At 62.4% G+C, this 24,015-nt stretch carries 25 protein-coding genes; 14 read left to right on the top strand and 11 right to left on the bottom strand.

Annotated elements, in window-relative coordinates; translation table 11 throughout:
• Positions 1–424: 424 nt before the first annotated feature.
• Together PZN02_RS15705 and PZN02_RS15700 are read right to left on the bottom strand one after the other, a co-directional pair.
• The gene (locus PZN02_RS15705; protein ID WP_280658879.1) at positions 425–2,182 is read right to left on the bottom strand and encodes an adenylate/guanylate cyclase domain-containing protein; all 1,758 of its coding nucleotides are present in this window, start codon (positions 2,180–2,182) and stop codon (positions 425–427) included.
• Between the two features lie 105 nt (positions 2,183–2,287).
• Positions 2,288–3,760, bottom strand: a complete 1,473-nt coding sequence (locus tag PZN02_RS15700; RefSeq protein WP_280658878.1) for a cobyric acid synthase — start codon at positions 3,758–3,760, stop codon at positions 2,288–2,290.
• A 247-nt stretch (positions 3,761–4,007) separates the two neighbouring features.
• Here PZN02_RS15700 and PZN02_RS15695 point away from each other — a divergent pair, with 247 nt between their 5' ends.
• From PZN02_RS15695 to PZN02_RS15675, 5 genes are all read left to right on the top strand, one after another.
• Positions 4,008–4,151, top strand: a complete 144-nt coding sequence (locus PZN02_RS15695; RefSeq protein ID WP_280658877.1) for a hypothetical protein — start codon at positions 4,008–4,010, stop codon at positions 4,149–4,151.
• Between the two features lie 303 nt (positions 4,152–4,454).
• Positions 4,455–4,697 (top strand): hypothetical protein, encoded by a 243-nt coding sequence (locus PZN02_RS15690; RefSeq protein ID WP_280658876.1) that lies wholly within the window; start codon positions 4,455–4,457, stop codon positions 4,695–4,697.
• 242 nt (positions 4,698–4,939) lie between these two features.
• Positions 4,940–5,938 carry an ABC transporter substrate-binding protein gene (locus PZN02_RS15685; protein ID WP_280658875.1) on the top strand — a complete coding sequence of 333 codons (999 nt, stop codon included), beginning with the start codon at positions 4,940–4,942 and terminating at the stop codon, positions 5,936–5,938.
• A 371-nt stretch (positions 5,939–6,309) separates the two neighbouring features.
• Entirely contained in the window at positions 6,310–7,218 is a 909-nt protein-coding gene (locus PZN02_RS15680; RefSeq protein ID WP_280658874.1) for an ABC transporter permease, read from the top strand.
• Positions 7,211–8,257 (top strand): quaternary amine ABC transporter ATP-binding protein, encoded by a 1,047-nt coding sequence (locus PZN02_RS15675; protein WP_280658873.1) that lies wholly within the window; start codon positions 7,211–7,213, stop codon positions 8,255–8,257. The genes PZN02_RS15680 and PZN02_RS15675 overlap by 8 nt, the downstream gene beginning before the upstream one ends.
• 71 nt (positions 8,258–8,328) lie before the next feature.
• On the opposite strand, the gene PZN02_RS15670 is transcribed toward PZN02_RS15675, so the two are convergent.
• The gene (locus PZN02_RS15670; RefSeq protein ID WP_280658872.1) at positions 8,329–8,739 is read right to left on the bottom strand and encodes a tautomerase family protein; all 411 of its coding nucleotides are present in this window, start codon (positions 8,737–8,739) and stop codon (positions 8,329–8,331) included.
• A 105-nt stretch (positions 8,740–8,844) separates the two neighbouring features.
• Between PZN02_RS15670 and PZN02_RS15665 the strand changes: the two genes are divergently transcribed.
• From PZN02_RS15665 to PZN02_RS15655, 3 genes are all read left to right on the top strand, one after another.
• Positions 8,845–9,714, top strand: coding sequence for a LysR substrate-binding domain-containing protein (locus PZN02_RS15665; protein ID WP_280658871.1), 870 nt, complete (start codon positions 8,845–8,847; stop codon positions 9,712–9,714).
• 160 nt (positions 9,715–9,874) lie between these two features.
• Positions 9,875–10,894, top strand: a complete 1,020-nt coding sequence (gene bmt / locus PZN02_RS15660; protein WP_280658870.1) for a betaine--homocysteine S-methyltransferase — start codon at positions 9,875–9,877, stop codon at positions 10,892–10,894.
• Between the two features lie 305 nt (positions 10,895–11,199).
• On the top strand, positions 11,200–11,547 hold the full coding sequence (locus tag PZN02_RS15655; protein WP_280658869.1) for a hypothetical protein: 348 nt from the start codon (positions 11,200–11,202) through the stop codon (positions 11,545–11,547).
• Positions 11,548–11,877: 330 nt separating this feature from the next.
• Here PZN02_RS15655 and PZN02_RS15650 read toward each other — a convergent pair whose 3' ends face one another.
• From PZN02_RS15650 to PZN02_RS15640, 3 genes are all read right to left on the bottom strand, one after another.
• Positions 11,878–13,884, bottom strand: coding sequence for a VWA domain-containing protein (locus tag PZN02_RS15650; RefSeq protein ID WP_280658868.1), 2,007 nt, complete (start codon positions 13,882–13,884; stop codon positions 11,878–11,880).
• Positions 13,885–13,886: 2 nt separating this feature from the next.
• Complete coding sequence (locus tag PZN02_RS15645; RefSeq protein ID WP_280658867.1) at positions 13,887–14,414, bottom strand: RNA polymerase sigma factor; 528 nt, start codon at positions 14,412–14,414, stop codon at positions 13,887–13,889.
• 76 nt (positions 14,415–14,490) lie between these two features.
• Positions 14,491–15,240 (bottom strand): phosphodiester glycosidase family protein, encoded by a 750-nt coding sequence (locus PZN02_RS15640; protein ID WP_280658866.1) that lies wholly within the window; start codon positions 15,238–15,240, stop codon positions 14,491–14,493.
• 161 nt (positions 15,241–15,401) lie between these two features.
• On the opposite strand from PZN02_RS15640, the gene PZN02_RS15635 reads away from it, so the two are divergent.
• On the top strand, positions 15,402–15,920 hold the full coding sequence (locus PZN02_RS15635; protein WP_280658865.1) for an Imm42 family immunity protein: 519 nt from the start codon (positions 15,402–15,404) through the stop codon (positions 15,918–15,920).
• 137 nt (positions 15,921–16,057) lie between these two features.
• On the opposite strand, the gene PZN02_RS15630 is transcribed toward PZN02_RS15635, so the two are convergent.
• Together PZN02_RS15630 and PZN02_RS15625 are read right to left on the bottom strand one after the other, a co-directional pair.
• Positions 16,058–16,756, bottom strand: coding sequence for a ferredoxin (locus PZN02_RS15630; protein ID WP_280658864.1), 699 nt, complete (start codon positions 16,754–16,756; stop codon positions 16,058–16,060).
• A gap of 107 nt (positions 16,757–16,863) precedes the next feature.
• Complete coding sequence (locus PZN02_RS15625) at positions 16,864–18,438, bottom strand: trimethylamine methyltransferase family protein (RefSeq protein WP_280658863.1); 1,575 nt, start codon at positions 18,436–18,438, stop codon at positions 16,864–16,866.
• A gap of 529 nt (positions 18,439–18,967) precedes the next feature.
• Here PZN02_RS15625 and PZN02_RS15620 point away from each other — a divergent pair.
• Entirely contained in the window at positions 18,968–19,666 is a 699-nt protein-coding gene (locus tag PZN02_RS15620; RefSeq protein WP_280658862.1) for a corrinoid protein, read from the top strand.
• A 119-nt stretch (positions 19,667–19,785) separates the two neighbouring features.
• Here the strand turns inward: PZN02_RS15620 and PZN02_RS15615 are convergent, their stop codons facing one another.
• Positions 19,786–19,944, bottom strand: a complete 159-nt coding sequence (locus PZN02_RS15615) for an entericidin domain-containing protein (protein ID WP_280658861.1) — start codon at positions 19,942–19,944, stop codon at positions 19,786–19,788.
• 39 nt (positions 19,945–19,983) lie between these two features.
• On the opposite strand from PZN02_RS15615, the gene PZN02_RS15610 reads away from it, so the two are divergent.
• Positions 19,984–20,604, top strand: coding sequence for a DUF1638 domain-containing protein (locus tag PZN02_RS15610; protein ID WP_280658860.1), 621 nt, complete (start codon positions 19,984–19,986; stop codon positions 20,602–20,604).
• 14 nt (positions 20,605–20,618) lie between these two features.
• On the opposite strand, the gene PZN02_RS15605 is transcribed toward PZN02_RS15610, so the two are convergent.
• A complete protein-coding gene (locus PZN02_RS15605) occupies positions 20,619–20,882 on the bottom strand; it encodes a DUF2798 domain-containing protein (RefSeq protein WP_280658859.1) in 264 nt (87 codons plus the stop codon).
• A 47-nt stretch (positions 20,883–20,929) separates the two neighbouring features.
• The gene (locus PZN02_RS15600) at positions 20,930–21,805 is read right to left on the bottom strand and encodes an NmrA/HSCARG family protein (RefSeq protein ID WP_280658858.1); all 876 of its coding nucleotides are present in this window, start codon (positions 21,803–21,805) and stop codon (positions 20,930–20,932) included.
• A gap of 110 nt (positions 21,806–21,915) precedes the next feature.
• Between PZN02_RS15600 and PZN02_RS15595 the strand changes: the two genes are divergently transcribed.
• The 3 genes from PZN02_RS15595 to PZN02_RS15585 all read left to right on the top strand — a co-directional run bounded on the left by PZN02_RS15595 (position 21,916) and on the right by PZN02_RS15585 (position 23,669).
• Positions 21,916–22,809 carry a LysR family transcriptional regulator gene (locus tag PZN02_RS15595; RefSeq protein WP_280658857.1) on the top strand — a complete coding sequence of 298 codons (894 nt, stop codon included), beginning with the start codon at positions 21,916–21,918 and terminating at the stop codon, positions 22,807–22,809.
• Positions 22,810–23,052: 243 nt separating this feature from the next.
• Positions 23,053–23,250, top strand: coding sequence for a hypothetical protein (locus PZN02_RS15590; RefSeq protein WP_280658856.1), 198 nt, complete (start codon positions 23,053–23,055; stop codon positions 23,248–23,250).
• Positions 23,251–23,486: 236 nt separating this feature from the next.
• Positions 23,487–23,669, top strand: coding sequence for a hypothetical protein (locus PZN02_RS15585; RefSeq protein ID WP_280658855.1), 183 nt, complete (start codon positions 23,487–23,489; stop codon positions 23,667–23,669).
• The last annotated feature ends 346 nt before the right edge of the window (positions 23,670–24,015 follow it).

Here is a 24,015-nt window from a genome sequence, read left to right as displayed (position 1 = left end):
GCCTGAACGCGTGCTGCCGGAAGCCGAACGGGCCCGCCTCGCCTTCCCGGCATTCTCGGCATCATGAAAGGCGGACGATTCGTAGAAGAAGAGGCGTCCAGCCCGGCTGATCACGATGCCATGCCAGTGGCTTTTCCGGCCTGACGTCCAATCCCGCGAGACCGCCCCATGCAGCTCGTCAGGAAAAGGCGACAGACCCGATGGCGAACCCTGACCGTTCTACAGTCGCGGGGTCGGCTGTGATAAAGGCGCCCGGTGTGGGTCCGCCCTGTCACATTCCCATTTACTCCCCCGCTCCGCTCCCGGGCGGGGGAACCATCCATTCACGTTAATTATGAAGCGGCCCCGGCAAAGTCAACCGACGGCCTGCGACATACGCGGCCCTGAAAACGGAAAACCGTTACACACTTTTCCTGGAGTTCTATTAAGCAACGAGCGGGAATCCCGCCTTGCGCAGCCCGTCGATGAGATGTGCATAGTGGTTGGGATCCACGTACGGCGTGAGGATCTTCCAGTAATGCGCGATGTCCGCCGGCACATTGGCCATGATTTCCGGAATGAGCTCGCGCGCCTCCTCGTCGCGGCCAAGCTGTCCGAGGCTGGCGAGAAGCACGACCCGGTTGAAATAGGCCCGGCGGAATGAAACGCCGCGCTCCGAATAGTGCAGCGCCTCCTCGTAATTGCCGAGATGATAGTGGGCAAGTGCGATGTGGTTGAGGAACAGATAGGTCATCGGATCGTGCGGGCTGAGCCTCAGAGCCATGTGGAGCGGGTCGAGCGCCTCGGCGAAATGTCCCGCGAAAATCCGGGCCCAGCCGAGTCCCATATGCGCGAGCGCCAGGTTGGGGTTCAGGTCGATCGCCCGCTGCGCCTCTTCCACGGCCGCGGGCGCACGGTGCGCCACGAAATGGGCAAGGCACATGGCGTAGTGCGAATAGGGGTCGCGCTCTTCCAGAGCGACGGCACGCTCGGCCGCCGCATAGAGTTCGGCACTGTCACGATCGACATCGTCGCTGAAGCCGTGGAAGCAACGCGCGTAAAGCGTACGGGCGAGCATCATGTGTGCGCGGCCGAAATCAGGATCGAGAGCGATCGCCCGGCGATGCCACATTATCGCTTCGTTGAAATGCTCGGCGGTGTCCTGCGCATTGTGCAGCCACGTGCCGCGCATGTGGCATTCATAGGCGTCGAGATTGTGTGTCGGATTCAGAAGAGCGCGCCGGCTCTCGCCCAAAAGGATTTCGGGTTCGATCGCGCCGACGACGTTCTGCGTGAGTTCGTCCTGGATGGCGAAGATATCCGCGAGTTCGCGGTCGTAGCGCTGGGCCCAGAGATGGACGCCGGTCTCGGCTTCTATGAGCTGGCCGGTCACGCGCAGGCGCGTCCCGGCCCGTCGCACGCTCCCCTCGACGATATAGCGCACGCCGAGATCGCGGCCGACCTGCTTCACGTCGACGGCGCGCCCCTTGTAGGCGAAGGACGAGTTGCGGGCGATGACGAAGAACCAGCGGTAGAGCGAAAGTGCGGTGATGATGTCCTCGGTCAGCCCATCGGCAAAATACTCCTGCTCCGGGTCGCCCGACATGTTGACGAAGGGAAGGACGACGATCGAGGGCTTCTCCGGGAGGACGAGCGGCCCGCCAAGTGCCCCGGCCTCGACCGGGTCCTCGCGACGCCAGTCGACCCTGTACACCGGCACGGGACGCGGAATGTTCTTGAGGTTGCGGTCGCCAAGGTGAACCAGGGGGAAATCGAGCTTGCCCTCGATCTGGTCGTGAAGCGCGCCCGAAATACAGATTCCTCCCGGCAGCGCGACTTCCTGCAGCCGGGCCGCGACGTTCACGCCGTCGCCAAGAAGATTGTCGCCTTCGACGACGACATCACCGAGGTTGAGCCCGATGCGGAACTCCATCCGGTGGTCGGGAGGAAGATCGGCATTGCGGCGGTACAGCACACGCTGGATGGCGACCGCGGCGCGCACCGCCTGCACCGCACTGTGGAACTCCGCCACGACGCTGTCGCCGGCCGAACCAAAAATGCGCCCGCCATGCTCGGCGACGAGATCGCGGATCGCGGCGCTGTAGGTGTTAAGCGTCGCAAGCGCCCCTTCCTCGTCGGCAGCGACAAGCCGGCTGTAACCAGCGACGTCGGCGGCAAGGATCACTGCGAGCTTCCGTTCCACGAGGACAGCCGCTCCTGCGGCGCATAGCCAGGACATTTTAAGGGTAGCTTAAATGCCGGAGGTGGAGAAGCAACATTTGCTACCGAGCGACACCGCGCTCAGGGTTCACGCGGTCCTCTGCCCGCCGCAGAGCAGCCGGTCCAGCCAGGCAGGGTCGAGCACCGCCTCAAGTTCGCCGGCGACATCGTCGAGCGCCGCATCGACCGACCGGCGATAATTGCCGCCGCCACCTTCGAGGCCAAAGCTCTTGAGCAGAGCGGCCCGATAGGCGTCGCTGCCGAATAGCCCATGCAGATAGGTGCCCATCACCTTGCCGTCGGCGGACATCGCCCCGTCACGGCGACCGTCGATCGAGACCGGTGCGCGGTCGCAATCGGCGCCCATGGTCTTGCCGAGATGGATCTCATAGCCGTCGAGCGGGACGTCATGTTCCAGCGACCAGGCGCGGCTGTTGCGCACGGTCTTTTCCGGCGCCATTTCCGTTTCGACCGCAAGCAGGCCGAGGCCGGGGATCTCGCGTTCGCTGCCTTCGATCCCGAGCGGATCGGTGACGCGGGCGCCGAGCATCTGGTAGCCGCCGCAAATCCCGATCACCCGGCCACCGCGCCGCAGGTGGCGCTCGAGGTCCCGGTCCCAGCCCTGGGCGCGAAAATCCTTGAGGTCGGCAATCGTCGATTTCGAGCCGGGGATGACGATCAAACCAGCATCGTCGGGAAGCGGCGTGCCAGGCCGGACGAAGACGAGATCGACGTCCGGCTCGGCCATCAGCGGATCGAGGTCGTCGAAATTCGCGATCCGCGACAGGACGGGCACTGCGATCTTCAGCGCCCTGCCGCCACCGCGCGCGAGCTTTTCCAGTACGACCGAGTCCTCGGCAGGCAGCCGCGCGGCGCTTTTCAGCCACGGCACCACGCCGAAACAGGGCCAGCCGGTGAAACGGTGAACCGCTTCGATGCCATCGTCGAAGAGCGTCACGTCGCCCCGGAACTTGTTGATGAGATAGCCGCTCACCATGCGCCGGTCCTCTTCCGGCAGGATCGCATGCGTGCCGACCAGCGACGCAATGACACCACCGCGATCGATGTCGCCGACAAGCACCACCGGCACGCCAGCGCGCGTGGCAAAGCCCATATTCGCGATGTCGCCGGCTCTCAAATTGATTTCCGCCGGAGAACCTGCGCCTTCGACGATGACAAGATCGGCACCGGTGGAGACCAGTTCGAAACTTTCCATCACCGCGCTCATGAGCTTCGGCTTCAGCGCCTGGTACTCCCTGCCCTTCGCCTGGCCCGCCACCTTGCCCTGCAGGATGATCTGGCTGCCGATGTCCGATTGCGGCTTCAACAGCACCGGGTTCATGTGGACGGAGGACGGCACGCGCGCGGCCAGCGACTGCAGCCACTGCGCCCGCCCAATCTCGCCGCCGTCATCGGAAACGGCGGCGTTGTTCGACATGTTCTGCGGCTTGAACGGCCTGACCTTCAATCCACGATTGGAGGCGAGCCGGCAGAGCCCAGCCACCAATACCGATTTTCCGACATCCGAGCCGGTCCCCTGCAGCATGATCTTCTGTGTCATGCGACCTCCCGTAACATCGAAACCATCGCCGGCAAAGGCCTGTTTTCGACGGGTTTCAACCTCATTTCGCCATGCGCGATCACGGCCCGTTTCCGCCACTCGCGAAGCTTGTTCGAAATCGCGACGGGACTAGCGGAATTGCGACATGCGATGGCGACATTGGCATTCAAATTCCACCCGCTCGCGCCTATATCGACGGCATCGAAACAACCCGGGCGAGGCCCCGGACTCCCAAGGTAGAAAAGCCATGCTGTTCATCTTCAGCAAACCCAATTTCGTTCAAATCGCCTGGAACTCCAAGGCGCCGTCGAGCCAGTCCCGCGTGCGCAATATCGAGATGGATGCCCCTCGCGGCCCGCTCGGTTTCATCCGCACGTCCAACATTGGATAATCAGGCGCTTTCCCGCTGCGAGCCGCTCCTTTCGGGGCGGCTTTTTTGTTGCCGTTTGCCGCTTGAGTGAGCCTACAATGCGAAAGCCGCACCCGACCTCCTGCGAGGGGATGCGGCCGCCAAAAATAACGCATGGTCTCTCCGGCACAACAAACCGGAAATCGCTGCACTCTTCGAGTTCAAGAGTGCCTCCCCTGCCATTGCAGGGGGCGCGGGATGTTCCAGGTCCGGTACGCAGCACCTGATCCGGACCTGCGGCAGTCGCCCGCCGCAGGCAAACAATTAGCCTGACATCGTTACCGGATGGTTATTGATGCCTTAAGCAATCGTGAATCGCGATCTTTTTTGAATTTTTTGCGCGACATCCTCGGGCGAATACCGGACGCAATCGCGACAGGAAACGTCCCGATTGAAACAGGCTCAGAGGAGATGCGGCCCCCCGAGCCGCATTTTGCGGCAATTTTGTCGCAAATGCTCAAATTTGCGGCCAGACGGCAAGAAGCGGCACGCGCGACGACGGCGTTGTTCGACACGGCATCCGATTGAAGAGGTTGATTTCTCTTCGGGAATACTTAGGCTTGCCACAGCGGTGAAGAGGAGATCCGGCCGGCGACAGGGTTCAGCGGCAAGGATTGGAAAGAACTCCCCCACTGCCGCAGCGGGGGCATGATTTGGCCTTCCGATGTCGAACCTTAGGCTGCTCACTGAGTAATCAGGTGTCGGGACAGCGGTAATCACTGCGGCACCCTCGATCGTTGGCTGCAAAAAGACTGGGAGGTCTTGCAAACATGAAGAAGCTCCTCGCGTCCACTTTTCTCGCCGTGGGCCTTTATGCCGTGGCGGGCTCGGCGCAAGCCGCGGAATGCGGCGAAGTCAGCATTGCCGAAATGAACTGGGCCTCGGCGGGTGTCGCCGCCCACGTCGACAAAATCATTCTCGAAAACGGATATGGTTGCACCGTGGAGCTCGTCACCGGCGACACGATGCCAACCTTTGCCTCGATGAACGAGAAGGCGCAGCCCGACATGGCCCCGGAACTCTGGGTCAACGCCGTGCGTACACCGCTTGACGCAGCGATCAAGGAAGGCCGGCTGATCCAGGCCGCGCCGCTGCTCAGCGAAGGCGGTGTCGAGGGCTGGTGGATACCCAAGTTCCTCGCCGATGCGCACCCGGACATCAAGACCGTGCAGGACGCTCTGAAACATCCGGACCTCTTCCCTGCGCCGGAAGACCCGTCCAAGGGCGCGATCCACAACTGCCCCTCCGGATGGAACTGTCAGGTCTCGACCGCCAATCTGTTCAAGGCGCTCGAAGCCGACAAAGCGGGATTCGAACTGGTCGACACTGGATCGGCCGCCGGCCTTGATGGCTCCATCGCCAACGCCTTCGAGAAGAAGACCGGCTGGCTCGGCTATTACTGGGCCCCGACCGCCATTCTCGGCAAGTACGAAATGACCCGCCTCTCCTTCGGCGTCGACCATGACAAGAAGGAGTGGGACGCCTGCTCCGCCGTTCCCGATTGCCCGAACCCGAAGGTCAATTCCTATCCGGTCTCGGACGTCTACACGGTCGTGACGAAGTCCTTCGCGGAGAAGGCCGGCGTCGCCATGGACTACGTCAAGGTGCGCAAGTGGGATAACGGCACGGTCAACAAGGTTCTGGCCTGGATGGACCAGAACCAGGGTACCAACGAGGACGCGGCCAAGCACTTCCTCCAAGAGTTTCCCGAGATGTGGACCCAATGGGTCAGTCCCGAGGTGGCCGAGAAGGTCAAGGCAGCGCTCTGACGAGACGCGTCGCAGCGACGGCAGCCGGATTCCCGGCCGCCGCGCGCCGCGCGCCTCGGCAAGCGATTGCCCGCCTGACTGGGCTGCCTACAGCGCCGTGCGCCTTTTCGGACGCACAAAGGTCGCTGTAGCACTTTGAATTGCTGCATGTTTTTGTCCTTAAAATCGGCTCCGATTTAAGGAAACATGCAGTGGAGCGGCGAAGTGCTCCCGCTAACGTCGCAAACAGTACAGCGGGACCGTCGTTTCGCTGTCACATTTCTCGCGCCGGGACACTAAGAGGTCACGAGCAAGTCTGCGCAGGATGGCCGCGTGCGGTCGTTCCAAGACGCAGCCGGCGGCATAAGACTTCCGGCCGGAAGGGGGAAAAAATGGCTATCTGCAGTTTCTTGCCGCAACTGCTTTGCAAGTTCCCGGCCATCGACGATGGCACAATTCGCATGGCGCGCAAGAGCGTCGACGACGGGTTTAAGGGATTCGTGCGCAGCTATGGCGATGCGATCGACGCAGTGGTCCAGCCATTGCAATGGTTCCTGAACTACCTGGAACGGGCGTTCGTCAGTTCGCCCTGGATCCTGATACTTATTATCATGATCGCCATCGTCTATCTCGGCAGCCGGAATTCAAGGATCACCATCGGCACGGCGCTGTCGATGGTGGCGATCGGGCTCGTCGGGCTCTGGAACGACACGATGATCACGCTCGCCATGGTCACCGTCTGCACGCTGATCTCGATCGTGATCGGCATCCCGATCGGCATTACGATGGCCCGCTCCGACCGTGTGCAGTCCTTTGTCAATCCGATCCTCGACGTCATGCAGACGATGCCGAGCTTCGTCTATCTCATTCCGGTGGTGATGATCTTCGGCATCGGCAAGGTGCCGGGCCTGATCGCCGTCGTCATCTATGCCGTGCCGCCAATGATCCGCCTCACCAATCTCGGTATCCGGCTCGTCGACAAGGAAGTGCTGGAGGCCGCCGACGCCTTCGGCTCCTCCGCCTGGCAGAAGCTGAAGAACGTGCAGATGCCGCTGGCGCTGCCGACCATCATGGCCGGCATCAACCAGACGATCATGATGTCGCTGGCAATGGTCGTCGTCGCCTCGATGATCGGCGTCGGCGGGCTCGGCAAGAACGTGCTCCAGGCGATCGCCAACCAGTTCTTCACCGTCGGTTTCCTTAACGGCTTTGCCCTTGTCGGCATCGCTATCATTTTCGATCGTACCAGCCAGGCCTTCGGAAGGCGGCTGCAAAAGCACTCGGAGGTTGTTCATGGCTAGTCACGCAATCGAGGTGAAGAACCTCTACAAAATCTTCGGCCCCCGCGGCGAGGACTTCGTCGATGTCGTCAAGAAGGGCATGGGCAAGGCCGAACTCAACGAGAAGCACGGTCACGTGCTCGGCCTGCAGGACATCAATATCCTGATGCCCGGCGGCTGCATCACTGTGGTCATGGGTCTGTCCGGTTCCGGCAAGTCGACGCTGATCCGTCACATCAACCGGCTGATCGACCCGACCGCCGGCGAGGTGCTCTATGACGGCACCGACGTTTGCAAGATGAACGAAACCGACCTTCGCCAATTCCGTCGCCACAAGACGGCAATGGTGTTTCAAAAATTCGCGCTCCTGCCGCACCGCACCGTCCTCGAGAACACGATATACGGCCTGGAGATCCAGGGCATCGAGCGGCGCGAAAGTGAAAAGCGGGCGCGCGGCTGGATCGAGCGCGTCGGCCTCCAGGGTTTCGAGAACCACTATCCGAACCAGCTTTCGGGCGGCATGCAGCAGCGCGTGGGCCTCGCCCGGGCTCTTACCAACGACGCCGACATCCTGCTGATGGACGAGGCCTATTCGGCACTCGACCCGCTGATCCGCGTCGACATGCAGTCGGTGCTGCTCGACCTGCAGAAGGAACTGAAAAAGACCGTCGTCTTCATCACCCACGACCTCGATGAAGCGCTGAGACTCGGCGACAAGATCGCGATTCTGCGCGACGGCCGCGTCGTACAGCAGGGCACCGGCCAGGACATCGTGCTGTCGCCGGCGGACGACTACATCACCGCCTTCGTCAAGGAAGTGAACCGTGGCCGCGTCGTCCATGTCGAGACGATCATGCGGCCGCTCTCCGGCAATCCGGAGGGCGTATCGCTTCCGGCCGGCACGGTTCTCGAAGCGGCTGCCCGCACGATGACCGGCGCGCACGTCTCCGCGGCCCACGTCGTCGATGAGAACGGCCGGCCGATGGGCGCGATCGACCTGCAGACGATCATCGCCGCCATGGTGACGCCGACGAGCCACACCGACCGTCAGGCGGCGTAGGCCGGATCGCATCGCATACAAATAAAATGGGCGCTCTCGCGAGCGCCCTTTTTCCTACTCGGTTTGCGCCGCTACGCAGCCGGCTTGAGCTTGCCGCTGATGAAGCGGAACTCCTGCGTCTTGCCGCCATAGCCATAGGCGGCTGCGGCGACCTCGTGAACGAGCACATAACTCTCCGGATGGACCTTTCCAAGGAGTTTCCCGAAGGCGTCGTAGATCGCTTCGATGTAAGCGGCCATTTCCTGCTTGGTGTTGGTGCCGTCCACGACCTTGATATCCAGCCAGAAGCTGTTGGTCTCCTGCGACGCGATCGACTTTCCGCCGGCAAACCAGTGCTGGGGGTCGACATAGCCGACCGCAACCGCGGTGACAGTCGGATCCTTGCGCAGGTGCGCTTGCGTCTGTTCGCTGACTTCTGCCGCGATCCTTGCGGACAGTTCCGGGTCAGGACGCCCCGTGACGGTGACGTTGATGATGGGCATGGCAAGCTCCTTTCGACTGCAGTTGTTCTTCAGTTTCAGCCTGCCACCACTGACACATCAATAAAATCAAATTGTCTTGCATCAATACTTCGATACAATCGAAGCATGAATGTCATCGATCCCGATCTCCTGCGCACATTCCTCGCCTTCGCCGAAGGCGGTTCGCTTTCCCGCGCCTCGACCGCCGTCAATCGGTCTCCCTCCGCCGTGACGGCGCAGATGCAGCGCCTCGAAACGCTGATCGGCGAACCGCTTCTGGCGCCGGCCGGGCGCGGGCGCACGCTGACGCCGGTCGGCGAGGAACTCGTGGGTCACGCCCGCCGCATCCTGGAAGCCCATCGCGATGCCTGGCTCAGCCTCCGGGGCGCACGCGCCGACGGGCGGATCTCGCTCGGCAGCACGCAAGATTTCGCCGATACGACGCTGCCCGACCTCTTGCGCCGCTTCGCCCGCAGCCATCCGCGAGTTCGCCTGGATCTCCGGATCGGCAGATCGAAGGAACTGACGACGGCCTTCGATCAGGCCCAGGTCGACATTCTGCTCGCCATGCGGCAAGCGCCTGCGCCCGATGAACTGCTCGTGCTGAAAGAAGAGATGATCTGGCTTTGCGCCGACAAGGGACTGGCGACGATCGACGCGGAAGTGCCGCTGGCCGTGCTCGACCCGCCCTGTGGCTTCCGGGCAGCGGCGATCTCGGCGCTCGAAGCGGCCGGGCGCCCCTTCCGGATCGCGGCGACGAGCCCGAGCCTGTCGGGCCTGCGCGCGGCGGTCATGAGCGGCATCGCCGTCACGACGCGCACGGCACGGTTCCTGGGGCCGGGAATAGAGCCAGCGCCCGCGCATCTCGACCTGCCGCCCCTGCCCGCCGCCGAATTCAGCCTGCGCTTGCGTGCACATGCGGACAAGCCTGCGGCGGATCTCGCCGCTCTTCTGGCGGATGATTTGCCGTCGAGAGCCACCCGGACGGAAGCGTGACAGCTCCATTTAAAGCGCCACAGCGTCCCTTGCGCGTCGGATAAGACGCGGCGCCGTAGATCGGCTTCCGACTTTTCCGCCGCATGGCGGCAAAGTCGGTTGCAATCACATAAAGATATCTTTATATGTTGTTGCAATCTCATTCAGCCGGGAAAAACCGATGTCCGCTTCCGCCAATGCCCTTTCCGATCTCCTTGCCCAGAAGGGCGTTCTGCTTGCCGACGGCGCGACCGGGACGTCGCTCTTTGCCATGGGGCTCGAAGCCGGCGAAGCGCCGGAGCTCTGGAACGAGGCAAAGCCGGAGAACATCACCAAGCTGCATCAGGACTTCGTCGATGCCGGCGCAGACATCATCCTCACCAATTCCTTTGGCGGGACGCGCCATCGGCTGAAACTGCATCAGGCCGAGGATCGCGTCCATGCGCTGAACAAGCGCGCCGCCGAAATCGCCCGCGCCGTGGCCGACAAGGCGCCGCGCAAGGTCATCACTGCCGGCTCCGTCGGCCCGACCGGCGAACTCCTGATCCCGCTCGGCGCGCTTTCCTATGAAGATGCTGTTGCAGCCTTCGCAGAACAGATCGAAGGCTTGAAGGCGGGTGGAGCGGAAGTCGCCTGGATCGAGACCATGTCCTCGCCGGACGAAATCCGCGCGGCGGCCGAGGCTGCCACCAAAGTCGGCCTGCCTTACGTCTATACCGGCTCGTTCGATACCGCCGGCAAGACGATGATGGGTCTCCACCCCAAAGACATTCACACCGTCGCCGGCGATATCGGTGAGGGCCCGGTCGCCGTCGGCGCCAATTGCGGCGTCGGCGCCTCCGACATCCTGTCTTCGCTGCTCGACATGACCGCGGCAAAGCCGGAGGCGACCGTCGTCGTCAAGGGCAATTGCGGCATTCCGGAATTCCGCGGCTCCGAGATCCATTATTCCGGCACTCCGCCGCTGATGGCGGAATATGTGCGGCTCGCGGTTGACGCCGGCGCGAAAATCATCGGCGGCTGCTGCGGCACCTCCTGCAACCATCTCGCCGCGATGCGCCTCGCGCTCGACAATCATGCGAAGGGCGAACGCCCGACGCTCGACATCATCGTCGAAAAGATCGGGCCTCTTCGCAACAAGACGGCCGGCAAAGGCGCCTCCGCACCGACCCGCGAACGCGGTGGCCGCCGTCGCGCCTGAGACTGCCAAACTGGGCAGCACGAAACGACGAGCGCTCCGGAGCGGAATGCCCGGAGCGTTTTTCTTTGTGATCCGGCAAGGGTCAGGCGCCGCGCCCTGTCGCGCTAGGCGTCGTGCCCCGTAGCGATATTTTGCGGCCGAAACCGGCGCAGTCGGCCGCGCACATCGGCAATATCAGGCTGCCAGTGGTTTTTTCGGCCGCAAGGGCACGCTATCACCGCCGCAGCGATCGTTGCCGGCAACGCTTGCAGGCGCCGGGTTGCTGTCCTATCCCGGAGGCGTTTCGATTCGACGGGAGACGATTCATGAGGGCCGGGCCAGCCGCCTTTCCGGACAGGGACACGACCGCCGCCAAGCTTTCGAGCTTCAGCGAAGCGGATCAGGCTTTCATCAAGCTGCTGATGGAGAATCCGGAGCAGGACGAAAACCTCATGGAGGGCCTGCACTGTCATCTCGACCTCGCCGCCGAGGCCCGCTTCCTGAACGCGCTGAAGCTGGAGAAACTCGGTGAATGGCTCGGCAACGAGGCGCCCGCCCGGCTGCAAATGCGCCTCATGGAAGCAGCGCGCTCCAGCCAGCACCCGGCCTACCAGGCGTTCCGGGCGGGGCTGGCGAAATCCGGCGGCCTGCAGCGGGCTTACCCGAAGGCTTGAGCGCTGCGAAACCTGATCGGATTGAAACGGCGAAGATCGGGTGCAGATACCCCCCTCAGGCCTGCCGGCCATCTCCCCCACAAGGAGGGAGATCGGCAAGACGCAAGTTCCTCAATCCCTCTCCTCGGACCGCGCCAGCCTCTCAGCCGGAGATGGAGCTGGCGCATAGGCGGCGCCTCTAGCGAATCTCCCCCCTTGTGGGGGAGATGGCCGGCAGGCCAGAGGGGGCTGCCTCGATTGGCCGTGCTGAGATGCTTTCTATCGCGACCGAGGTCGGACTTCGCTCTAACGGCAACGCTCCTCATCGAGCCCAGAGGCAGGCGGTCGCGGCTACTCTTTAGCGCCAGAAAGCCCCTTCGCCAGCCGCACCAGATTGACGAACTCCCCGCGGTATCCGAACGGGTCTGCCCCCTTAGAGCCCGCCGCAAGATCAGCGATCGCCGTATAGGAATAGCCCGAGAGCGCCGGGTTTCCCGCAAGCCTCTGGCCGAAGGCGGCGACGGCGGTGGAGAATTGGACGTCGGCCGCAGCTTCCGCGAGCGACGGCACGGCATTCTCCTCAGTGACCGGCGTGGTGATCAACTCGCTCTTGTCGCCATCCGGCTTCTTGTAGCGGATCTTGAGATAGGCGAGTTCGCCCGAATGCGCAGTCGCATTCGCTGCCGGCTTCTCCGCCGTCGCATAGCGCAGGTCGTCGTTGAGAACCGCCGGGCTGCCCTTCGGCGTCACTTCGTAGATTGCGGTGACGCTGTGGCCCGAGCCGACATCGCCGGCGTCCACCCGGTCGTTGTTGAAATCCTCGCGTTTCAGCGCCCGGGTCTCGTAGCCGATGAGGCGATACTCGGCGATCGCTGCCGGATTGAACTCCACTTGCAGCTTGACGTCCTTGGCGATCGGGAAAAGCGACGAGCCCGCCTCCTCGACCAAGGTCTTCTGGGCTTCGGCAAGGGTATCGATATAGGTGGCAACGCCGTTGCCGTTCTGAGCGATCGCCTGCATCAGCGCATCGTTGTAGTTACCGCGGCCGAAGCCGAGCACCGAGAGAAAGATGCCGCTCTTGCGCTTTTCCTCGATCAGCCGCTTCAGCTCCTCGTCGCTCGACGGGCCGACATTGAAGTCACCGTCGGTCGCCAGCAGGATGCGGTTGACGCCGCCCTCGACGCGAGTTTTTTCGGCCAGCGCGTAGGCCGCGTCGATGCCAGCAGCGCCGGCTGTCGAACCGCCTGATGTCAGCGTGTCGATCGCCGCCAGGATCTTCGTCTTGTCCTTGACCGCCGTCGGCTCGAGCACGGTGCCGGCGTTTCCGGCATAGGTGACGATCGACACCGTGTCTTCCGGCTTCAGCTTGTCGACGAGCAACCGGAAAGCGTTCTTCAACAGCGGCAGCTTGTCCGGCTCATCCATGGAACCGGAAACGTCGATCAGGAACACGAGGTTGGCCTTCGGCGCCTCCGCCGGCACGGCCTCATAGCCCTTGATCGCCACATGCATCAGGCGCGTGCCCGCGTTCCATGGGGTCGGCGTGACGGTGACCGTCGCCTTGAAAGGTTCCGCGGCCGAGGTCGGGCGCGGCCAGTCGTAGGGGAAATAATTGACCATCTCCTCGACGCGCACGGCTTCGGGATTGGGCATCTCGCCCGCCATCAGCGAGCGGCGGACGAAGGAATAGGAGGCCGTATCAACATCGGCGGAGAAGGTCGAAACCGGCTCGGTCGCGACACTCTTCACCGGATTGGCATCGGCGTTGGCGAAGCGCTCACGGTTCTCGACCGGCGGCGGAAGAATGTCGCCCGGTGTCGTCGGCGCCGGCATGATCTCCATGCGCCCGCGCGCCGCAAAGCCGACCGTTCCGCCGAGCGTGCTCATGGGAGCGGCGGTATCGGCGGCCGATCGGCTCGCCATCGCGTCAGTTTGCGCGGCCGCCGGCGCTTCGCTTTCCACCTCCTCAGCAATTTTTGCAGCGCCCTGCGCCGGCTGCGAGCGGGCAAGCGGCGTGGCGTTGTTCGCGACCGGCTTTGGTTCGGTCCTCGCCGCGATCTGGGTTTCTTGTGTGGACGGCGGGTTGCTGCGGACCAATTCAAGCGTGAGGAAGGCGGCGGCGGGCACGACGATGAGTGTTGCCAGCGCCGATCCGGCAAGCAGTTTCCGGTTCATGATGGGGCTCCATATCCGGTTGAGGATGGAGCTTGGACGAAGCGATGGTGCCGATCCTTGGGTGGCACTCGAATTTTCCGCCGTATCATAGGCTTCCATAGCCGCGGCGAGAGCGCGCGCCCGCGCTTCGCTCGAAGGCGTCGGCGGCAGCTTTCCGGCAAGCTTTTCGAAATCGTCAGTCATGATCACACAGCCTCCTTGCCGAGCATTGTCCGCAAACGCTTGCGCGCCTCATGGACATGCCAGGAGATCGTCGCCTCGGAGCAGCCGAGCACGTCTGCCGCTGCGGCATGGCTCAAGCCTTCGGCGTAAACGAGCAGGACGGCATCGCATTGTTTCCCCGGCAGTGCCCGGACTGCCGTCCAGAGCGCTTCCTGCCGGTTCTCGTCCTCTCCGTCCGGTGTGCCCTGCGCCGCTTGATCCGACGCATAGGCTGCAATCTTGCGCTCGTCGTGCACTCGACGGCGGCGATGGTCGCGCGCGGCATTGAGCGTCAGCGTATAGAGCCAGGTTCGAAAACGGCTCGTGCCACGAAAGCCGCGGATCGCGGAGCCGAGCCGAATGCAGACATCCTGCGCGATATCCTCCGCATCGGTCACGTTGCCGGACCAGCGCCAGGCAACCGCGTGGACGAAATCATAGTGGCGCTCGACCAGGAGGCCGAACGCCTCCCTGTCGCCCCTCACCGCCCTTTCAACGAGTTCCGCGTCCAAGTCCGTGCCCGCTCTTGACCTGTTTCCCCGTTAGACGTCCGCCAGTCGCCATTCCTTGGGTCCAGTCGAAAAAAAATTATCGCGGGAACGAAGCGACGACGGCGATGATCGGACCGAGAGGGAACAGCCGATCGTGGCGATTGATCTCCGGCGCATAGAGGCTCGAAATCGTGCCGTCGAGAAAGAGCGCATTCGGGCAATCGAGTGCGTCGCGAAACAGCGTCGCGAAATCATGAAAGCGCACCGGCCGCTTCGACACCGCGAAGACGACCTCACCCGTAGTCGTCACGCCAACGCCATTGCGCGTTTTCAGGCTGTCGCTGTTTGGTAGGAAACGCGGATGCAGCGCCCCGTCGATCACCAGCATCGGCCCCGATTGGGTGGCAAAGCGCGGCTTGATAGCGGCGGCGCGATAGGCCTCCGCCGCCATAACGCCCGCCTTGCCGTCGCCGATGTAAAAGACGCCGTTCGGCAACAGGTGGAAATTGCCCCAGCCGGAATTGGTGTTGAGCGGCGCCCGCTCCACGCCCTCTTCCACATGCAGGCCGACGGGCGAGAGATCCTCGTGATACATGCCGCCGTTCACGGCGAAGACGAGATATTCATCGCGATGACGCAGTTCGAGCGACAACGCCTTGAAGGACTTGAATGGCACGCCCGCCTGGTCCTTGTTGTAGAGCCGAATGTCGCTCGCCGCCGGATCGAAGGAGCAGACGACATAGTCCTGTCCGAGGTGGTTCACGTCGCGGCAGGCAGCAAACGCAGGGGCTGCAAGGGCGGAAAGAATCGCGGCGCCAGCAAGGAAGAATTTCGGGAACAGCGGCATTGGTCCAAAACGTAAATGGAATCGTCACGTGAAGCATCGCATAGATTGCGGCGAAATTGATGCATCCTGCCGGTGGGTTGAGTAAGCCGCGCTGCAACATTTGGATGGTGAGTACTGTGATTATTGGAGATCCAGGGTGTTTTGCGCTTGAAAGCGAAATTATGCAGGCCTATCCGCATCCGAGCCAAATGGCACTCGGCTTCTTCATCATCCACGTTGGTGGAAATGCGTACGGCGTTCGCGAATCGGACGCCTCGATGCTTGGCTGCTCGTTTCAGGAGGTTGGCGATAGGCTCGTTCGTAAAGGCAAGCACCGCATGGCGCTCGGCCCGGAACACGACGGACGCTCGATTGCCGCGGCCTATCTTGCCGCATTCTATCGTGAGGAGCCCGAACACAACGACTTTCTCGGCCTCTCCCTGACCGCATTCAGCGAGGCTCTAATTTCGAACGCAATCATCTGGGTACCGGACGGCGACGAAGCGTTCGATGACGGCAGTCATGTCCTTCAGTTCGATATCGGGGACAAGGTTCGCATCATAGCGTTCAAGAACACCGAAGATCCTGCCGACATGCCTGATACACTTGTCGAGCAATGGCTCGATGCCGATGATTTCTATGACGTGCTTGAGCGGTGGAAATGGCTTTTCAAGCGGCAATGGGAGCGCGCCCTTGCATAAGCGCTCTACAGCGCCGCGCGTCTTATCAGACGCGCATAGGACGCTGTAGCACTTTGAATTTGCTGCATGTATCCTTATATCGGTTACGATTTAAGGATACATGCAGTAGCGTTTTTTCGCATACACCCTCGCGCCATCTAAAAACTGAGCGCCGCCATATGGAAACGGAGTTGCACAGCCGGGTAGCGATAGTGCCGCCCCACGGGGCAGGCATCGCGTGAAAGGCAGCCGTGAGCGAGACAGCCGCCCGCCCCCGCCTCGGATCTCAGATGCATGCGGCAGCGCGCGACGTCAAAGGCGCCGGACGCCACGGCATCGGCCGGACAGGCGGAGATGCACGGCTTTTCCACACAGGCGTCGCAGGGATGGCCAGCTGGAACCGCTCCCGTCTGCGGCAGTACCCGATCAAAGCCAAGCGCGCCGCGGTAACCGTGCCAGAGGCCATATTCTGGGTGAATGAGAATACCGAGCGGCGAAGGCTTCAGCCCTTCGGCACGCATCGCCCATTGCTGGAAGGGCTGCCAAGGCGGATCGGAGGGGAAATAGGTCGTCGCGCCGGCCGCCTCGCCTATCGGATGCATCACCTGCTTCGACCATTTGTCGAGCGGATCGGCTCCGCCGCGGTCCGCTTCGCGCTCCCTCCACCAGGTAAAAGGCTCCCAGAGCGAGCCGCCGATATTGCCGATGAGCACGACGCTCGCGGCGGGCTTGCCATCCGCGAGCATCGGGCCGGCCTCGCCATCGGCAAAGTTCACCGTGCCACGCAAAAAAAGACCGTGCGGCGCGAGCGCCGCACGGATCGTTTCAAGCAGTTCGTCCGCCGATGGAACCGTCATTTCGGTTTCGGCCCGTGTAGTTCGTAATGCGGGCGCCAGACGTCCTTCTGGATCATGTCGGCCACCTGCGCCCTACCGCCTTGCTCCCTGGCTCTCTCGGGAGCCTTTCAGGTGAAGGCGTCCGGCATGGAGTCCTTGCGCTTGGCGATATAGTCCTTCAGCGCCTCGTCGATTGCCGGATCGAGATAAGGCGCCTCGTAGTGTTCGAGCCAGCTGCGGGCCAGCGCATTGGCGCGCTGCTCGATCCGCTTCTCGCCTTCGATTTCCCACTGCTCGAAGGAATTGTTGTCGGCGAGCGGCGAACGGTAGAAGGCCGTCTGGAAGTTGGCCTGCGTGTGGGCGCAGCCGAGATAGTGGCTGCCCGGTCCGACTTCGCGGATCGCGTCGAGCGCCTGGGCGTTTTCGGAAAGGTCCACGCCTTCGGCCATCTTCTGCATCATGCCGAGCTGGTCCTGGTCGATCATGAACTTCTCGTAGGACGAGACGAGGCCACCTTCCAGCCAGCCGGCTGCATGCAGCACAAAGTTGGTGCCGGCAAGCAGGGTCATGTTGAGCGTGTTCGCAGACTCGTGCGCCGCCTGGGCATCCGGAACCTTGGAGCCGCAGAGCGAGCCGCCGGTGCGGAACGGCAGGCCGAGACGGCGGGCAAGCTGCGCCGCGCCATAGGAGACCAGCGACGGCTCCGGTGTGCCGAAGGTCGGCGCGCCCGACTGCATCGAAATCGAGGCAGCGAAGGTGCCGAAGAGCACCGGCGCGCCCTTGCGGATGAGCTGCGTGAACGAGGCACCCGCGAGCACTTCAGCGAGAATCTGCGTCAGCGTGCCGGCGACAGTGACCGGGCTCATCGCGCCGGACAGGATGAACGGCGAAAGCACGCAGGCCTGGTTGTGGCGTGCATAGACCTTGAGCGCGCCCACCATGGTCTCGTCGAAGACCATCGGCGAGTTGGCGTTGATGAGGTTCAGCGTCACCGTGTTGTTCTCGACGAAATCGTCGCCGAAAACGATCTTCGCCATGGCGATCGTGTCTTCGGCGCGCTCAGGCGCGGTGACCGAGCCCATAAACGGTTTGTCGGAATATTTGATATGGCTGTAGACCATATCGAGATGACGCTTGTTTACCGGGATGTCGACCGGCTCGCAGACCGTGCCGCCGGAGGAATGCACCGACGGCGCCATATAGGCGAGTTTCACAAAATTGCGGAAATCCTCGATCGTCGCGTAACGGCGGTTGCCGTCGAGGTCGCGGACGAAGGGCGGGCCGTAAACCGGCGCGAACACCGTCGCCTTGCCGCCGATATGGGCGTTGCGCTCGGGATTGCGCGCGTGCCAGGTGAAGTCCGACGGCGCAGTCTTCAAAAGCTCGCGGCAGAGCCCCTTCGGGAAGTGAACGCGCTGGCCGCGCACGTCGGCGCCGGCGGCCTTCCAGAGATCGAGCGCTTCGGGGTCGTCGCGGAACTCGATGCCGATCTCCTCGAGCACCGTGTCGGCGTTGCGCTCGATGAGCTGCAGGCCTTCCTCGTCGAGCACCTCGTATTCACGAATCTTACGCTGGATATAGGGTAGAGACGGTCCCGGACCGCCGCCGGTGCGCGATGCCCGGCGCGCCGCCGCCCCACGTCCCTCACCACGCGCGCGGCGTCCGCCGCCTTCAACCGCGCCCTGTTCTGTCACGTCGCTCATTCGCTCATTCCTCTCCCGCCGCGCCTTTCTGGCTCTCCAAGGGACGCGGCAACGCTTTGATTAAGTGGCGCATATTCCTTCCGAAGGCCGATACCAACGGTCGAAACCATGCGCCGGGATCGATTTTGGGCTAATGCTACCAAGCCGCCGAACCGGTACGGGTCTCAATGCGCCAACGCGTGGCGCATCTCAGACACTCAACCTTGAGATCCGTCAAGGGCCGACAGAGCCCCAGAATCTGCGCCACGCCCACCAAAATTCTTGTGCGAACTTGATACAGCCGAATGTAACATCTTGAACTGTTGCAGAATTTTACCGGGCACCTGATTCCGTACGCGGCTGAGATGCGGTAGGACTATGGAACCGCGGACGAACCACCGGCGCCGTCGCTTTTCATCATATGCGACGTCGCTTTCAAAAAGAGTTTTTTAGGTTTGGACCGCTAAGGATGGACAACGCGTCCGGATCGTGCCCGATCGAGCCAGATCACCGCGAAGACTACCGTGCCAGGAACCGAGGAACCCCTAATATGGCAGACGATGAAATCATTCTCGCGGACCTTTCCGACGAGGAACTCGTGCAGCAGATGCATGACGACCTTTACGACGGTCTCAAGGAGGAAATCGAGGAAGGGACGCGAATCCTCCTCGAACGGGGCTGGACGCCTTACGACATCCTCACCCAGGCGCTCGTCGAGGGCATGCGCATCGTCGGCATCGACTTCCGCGACGGCATTCTCTTCGTGCCGGAAGTTCTGCTGTCGGCCAACGCGATGAAGGCCGGCATGTTCATCCTGCGTCCGCTGCTTGTCGAAACCGGCGCACCCAAGCTTGGCAAGATGGTCATCGGCACCGTCAAGGGCGACATCCACGACATCGGCAAGAACCTTGTGGGCATGATGATGGAAGGCGCCGGCTTCGACGTCGTCGATCTCGGCATCAACAATCCGGTCGAGAACTATCTGGAAGCGATCGAACGCGAACAGCCGGATATCCTCGGCATGTCGGCGCTCTTGACGACGACCATGCCCTACATGAAGGTCGTTATCGACACGATGAAGGAAAAGGGCATGCGCGACGACTACGTCGTTCTCGTCGGCGGCGCGCCGCTCAACGAGGAATTCGGCAAGGCCGTTGGTGCAGACGCCTATTGCCGCGATGCCGCCGTCGCCGTCGAGACTGCCAAGGACTTCATGAAGCGCAAGCACAACCGACTGGCGGCCGGCTAAGACTTAAGGGACTTTCAAAAAAGAAGCCGGCTGCTTGGATGAAGACTGCAGCCGGCTTTCCTATATTCAGGGGCAGCGAGGAATGGCGCCACTCTCAGGCGCGCTGCCCGTCGGAGCCGTCAGTTGGCGGCCTTGGCGACCCTGTGGCCGGCCCCCTGTGTCGCGTTCACGGCGTTTGCAGTATCCTGACCCAAGCCGCGTATCGTGTTGGCGCAGGAACTCAGGGTTGCCAGCGCCACCAGGACAGCGGCGATCGTCGCCAGAGCTTTTGTTGTCATGACCATGATTCCTTCATGTTGCTGCAAGGCGGAATAAAGATGGAAAACAGACCGTCGGCAAGAGAACGTGCACAACCGAAGAAAGTTCACGTCATTGGTTGTGGAGCGATCGCGCGCGAAATCCTTGCCATCTGCGAGGCCAACGGGCTCGAGCACATCGATCTCCATTGCCTGCCCGCCATCTGGCACAACACCCCGGAAAAGATCACACCGGGCCTGCGCGAGGCGATCGCGCGGGCGCGTGAAGAGGGCTTCGAGCGCATCTTCATCGCCTATGCCGATTGCGGCACCGGCGGTGAACTCGACCGGCTTTGCGAGGAGGAAGGCGTGACACGCATCCCCGGCCCGCACTGTTATTCCTTCTTCGCCGGCAACGCCGATTTCGCCAAGCGCTGGGACGACGACCTCAGCGCCTTCTTCCTCACCGACTTCCTCGCCCGCCAGTTCGAGGCCTTCGTCATCGAACCGCTCGGCCTCGACCGGCATCCCGAACTGCGCGACATGTATTTCGGCCACTACCGCAAGCTCGTCTACCTCTCGCAGGTGGAGGATAAGGCGCTACAGGAAAAGGCCCGCCGCGCCGCCGAAAGGCTCGGCCTCGAATACGAATATCGCTTCACCGGCTATGGCGATCTGACGCAGTCGCTGATCGACGCTTGAGATTTGGATCGAATTCAGGCCCGCTGCTCGACGATCGCCCCAACGATCCGGCGAACGACGGGAAGCAGCAGCAGCAGGCTGGGGAAGGCAATGAGCCAGGACGCGGCCCAGGCGTGGGGCCAAGTCGCGGCGAACTGATCCCTCCCGGCATTCATCAGAGTCGATACCGCTGACACGATTCCGGACATGAGCACCGAGAGTATCAGTGGCATGACGATGACCGCGTAGCGCGAGGGAAGTTTCTTTATCCTCAGTGAATTGCGCACAAGTGTAAGCATTCGAAAATCCTTTTCGTTGGTTCTGAACGTCGGGTGGATAAATCTGCTTATGCGGCTTGCTGCGCGAGTTCCTCTACATAGCTTCGCAGCGTTCGCGGCTCGCGACCGAGCGCTGCTCGGAGCGTCAGGCTGTTTCCGCCGAGACCGTAAAGCGCATAATGCTCGTGCACCTTGGACAGGAGGGCCAGTTGCCGATCGCTGTAGCCGTGGCGCGCGGCTTTCGCCCATGCCTCGAAGCTTGGCTCGCCGGCGACGATCGGACGCCCGAGTGCCTCCGACATGAGCGTCGCGATTTCTTCCCGGCTCGGCCGGCCTTCCGCAGCGAGCTCCAGCGTCGCATAGGACAAGCGGTCGCTCGTGAGCGCTATGGCCGCAACCTCCGCCACATCCCGATAGTCGACGCGCGCGACCTTCGCGGTCTTCGGAAAGGGTTCGGAAAAGACGCCGGTTTCGATAATCGACGGCCAGGCCGATGCAATGTTCTGCATGAAGTTGACCGGGTGCAGGATCGTGTAGTCCAGCGTGGAGGAATAAAGCGCATCCTCGACCGGTATCTTGCTGGCATGATTCTTGAGACGCGTGTTCGTCGGCTGAGCAACCGAGGAGAAGACAAACTTCCGGACGCCTGCCCTCCTCGCCGCCTCTATCAGCGTGATGCCCAGCGCAGCCTCGTCCGGCGCGAGGGCGGGTCCGATGTGAAAGACGCCATCGACGCCACGCACGGCTTCATCGAGGCTTTCCCGATTTCGCAAGTCACCGATGACCGCCTCCGAAATGCCTGAGCCTTGCGCGGCGTCAACCTTGGCCGGATCGCGGATGAGAGCGCGGAGCCTTGCTCCCCGACGGGCGAGTTCCGGTACGACTAGACCTGCGAACCTGCCGGTTGCTCCGATCACGAGCACGGTCGGATATGTAGCGGTCACCTTGTATGCTCCTGGTACGAGTGCTTCTGTCACTGGGAAGATATGATCTTGCCATTCTGTGAGACAATATTGACAATGCGAGACACACTATCTCGCAAACCGGTAAAATCATGGACAGGTTGGAAGACTACGAGGCCTTTCTGGCGATCGTAGAATATGGAAGCCTCACGACTGCCGCGCGACACCTTAACCGGTCGCTTCAGTCGGTGAGCCGTTCGCTGGCTACCCTTGAGGCGTCGGTCGGCGTCGAGCTCGTACATCGAACGACCCGCCGCTCGACGCCGAGTGAGGCGGGCATGACCTTCTATCAACGCATCAAACCGGCAATCGAGGAACTTGAGCAAGCAAAGCTCGAAGCCGCGAACCGTCGGATACAACCGTCCGGCATTCTCCGGCTCGGCGCCCCGGTGCTGTTCGGGCCGGAATTCCTGATGCCGATCGTTGCTCGCTACATGCACCGCTATCCCGAAGTCGAGGTGGACCTGCTGCTATCGGATGCCTTTGTGGACCTGGCGGCGGAAAGCATCGATCTGGTAGTCCGCATCGGCGAATTGCCGGACTCGAACCTGCGGGCGAGACGACTTGGGAAACTGCGGCGCGTGGTCTTCGGCGCGCCCTCCTACCTCGATCGGCATGGCCGCCCGCGCCACCCTTCCGAGCTCGCCAATCATCATTGCATCCTGCGTACTGTCGGCCAACGCTTCGGTGAGTGGATGTTCGAAATCGACGGAAAACCGCGCGCGGTCAAGGTTACCGGTCCCTTGCGTGTCGATTCGATGATTTCGATCTATGCAGCCGTATCTCAGGGTCTTGGGCTTGGCTATTCTCCCCTGTGGCAGATCAGGCGGCTGGTCGATGAAGGACAGGTCGAAATCGTACTTGAGTCATTCGAGTCGGTACCGGTGCCGATCCATGCTCTCTGGAAGGAGGGGCGATCGATGCCCGCCAAGGTTCGCGCCTTTCTCGACATGCTGGCGGCGGAACTCGATCTTCGCGACCTCTGAGCAAGTGGGCGGATACAGTGACCGCGGATCCTCCGTCGAGCCTCTCGGCTCCCTGGATACACCTATGCTTAAGCCTCGTGCGCTAACGGTTGGCCTCACGGCGACTGCGCCGCGTATGTGGCGGCGGAGGCAGGCCGATCGAACTTCCTTGCGGCATGGGTACCATCCGCCGCGCTGGACCTGTGTTTGCAATGGCTTGCGACGCCGAATCTGGTAAAGAAGTGAGAAAGTGGGGAGAACGCAATGTCACAAGAGCGCTATGAACTCGTTCTCGATCCGACCGACCATTGGACGGTGTGGGACAATGTGACCGGCGTGCCGGTGGTGTTTGCCGATCAGATCCTTGGAGGTCTCACCGAAGAAGACGCAGAGGCCGCCCTCAGGGTGCTGGTCGAGCTTGACCGAAATCGCGCGGCGACAGCCGTCGTGGATGCGGCGTAGCCGTAAACCGGCCGCTTTCCCGCCCGGCCTCCGGCCGGCGAGCATTCTTGGGGTGACAAACCTGCCCTTCCTACTGGGCGCCTGCCCGTAAGACACGGTCCGTGGCGCTTCCGAAGGCTTTGCCTGTTTGCGTGACCGGCGATCATCGGGCGCGCCACCGCTCCGCGCCATGTTTTTGACCAGCAAGTGGCGGAACATTACACGCTTCGCCACAACCTCCATGATTGGAGAAGACCATGGACCGCAAATCTCTCGTCGTCGCGATTGCGACAGCGCTCCTGGCGGTCGCGGGATGCACGACCAGCCAAACCACGCAGAATACAGCCCCTCCTCCGCCCAGTCAGGCCGGCAGCGCGGGTTCCTCGGGAGGTGGCGGCATGGGCGGCGGCGGCCAAGGAGGCGGAAGCTCGGGCTATTGACGGCGCCGCTGCGCTCTCCTGCATGCCTCCTTAAATCGCCCCGATTCGAGGATAAAAACATGCATCAATTCAAAGCGCTACAGCGTCCTTCTCGCGTCTGACACGGCGCGCGGCGCTGCGGGATCCGGCATCACTCCATGAGCGCCAAGACGGCGAACACGAGGATGGCGACGATGATCGCCAGCACCACGATTGATAGCAAATTCGCGTCGCGCATGTTCAGAGCCCTCAAGCTCTAAACGAGCGAGGCGGCCCGCTGTTCCTTGGCGCCCTGTCCCGTGCGCGACGGTACTCTTCCGCGCGACGCGCACGGTCGCCAATTTTTTCCATAGCGGTGTACCGGCCG

Source organism: Sinorhizobium garamanticum, assembly GCF_029892065.1.
GTDB classification, from domain to species: Bacteria; Pseudomonadota; Alphaproteobacteria; order Rhizobiales; family Rhizobiaceae; genus Sinorhizobium; species Sinorhizobium garamanticum.
The sequence above is the reverse complement of the archived record's forward strand: the minus strand, read 5'-3'. Positions and strand labels throughout refer to the sequence as shown.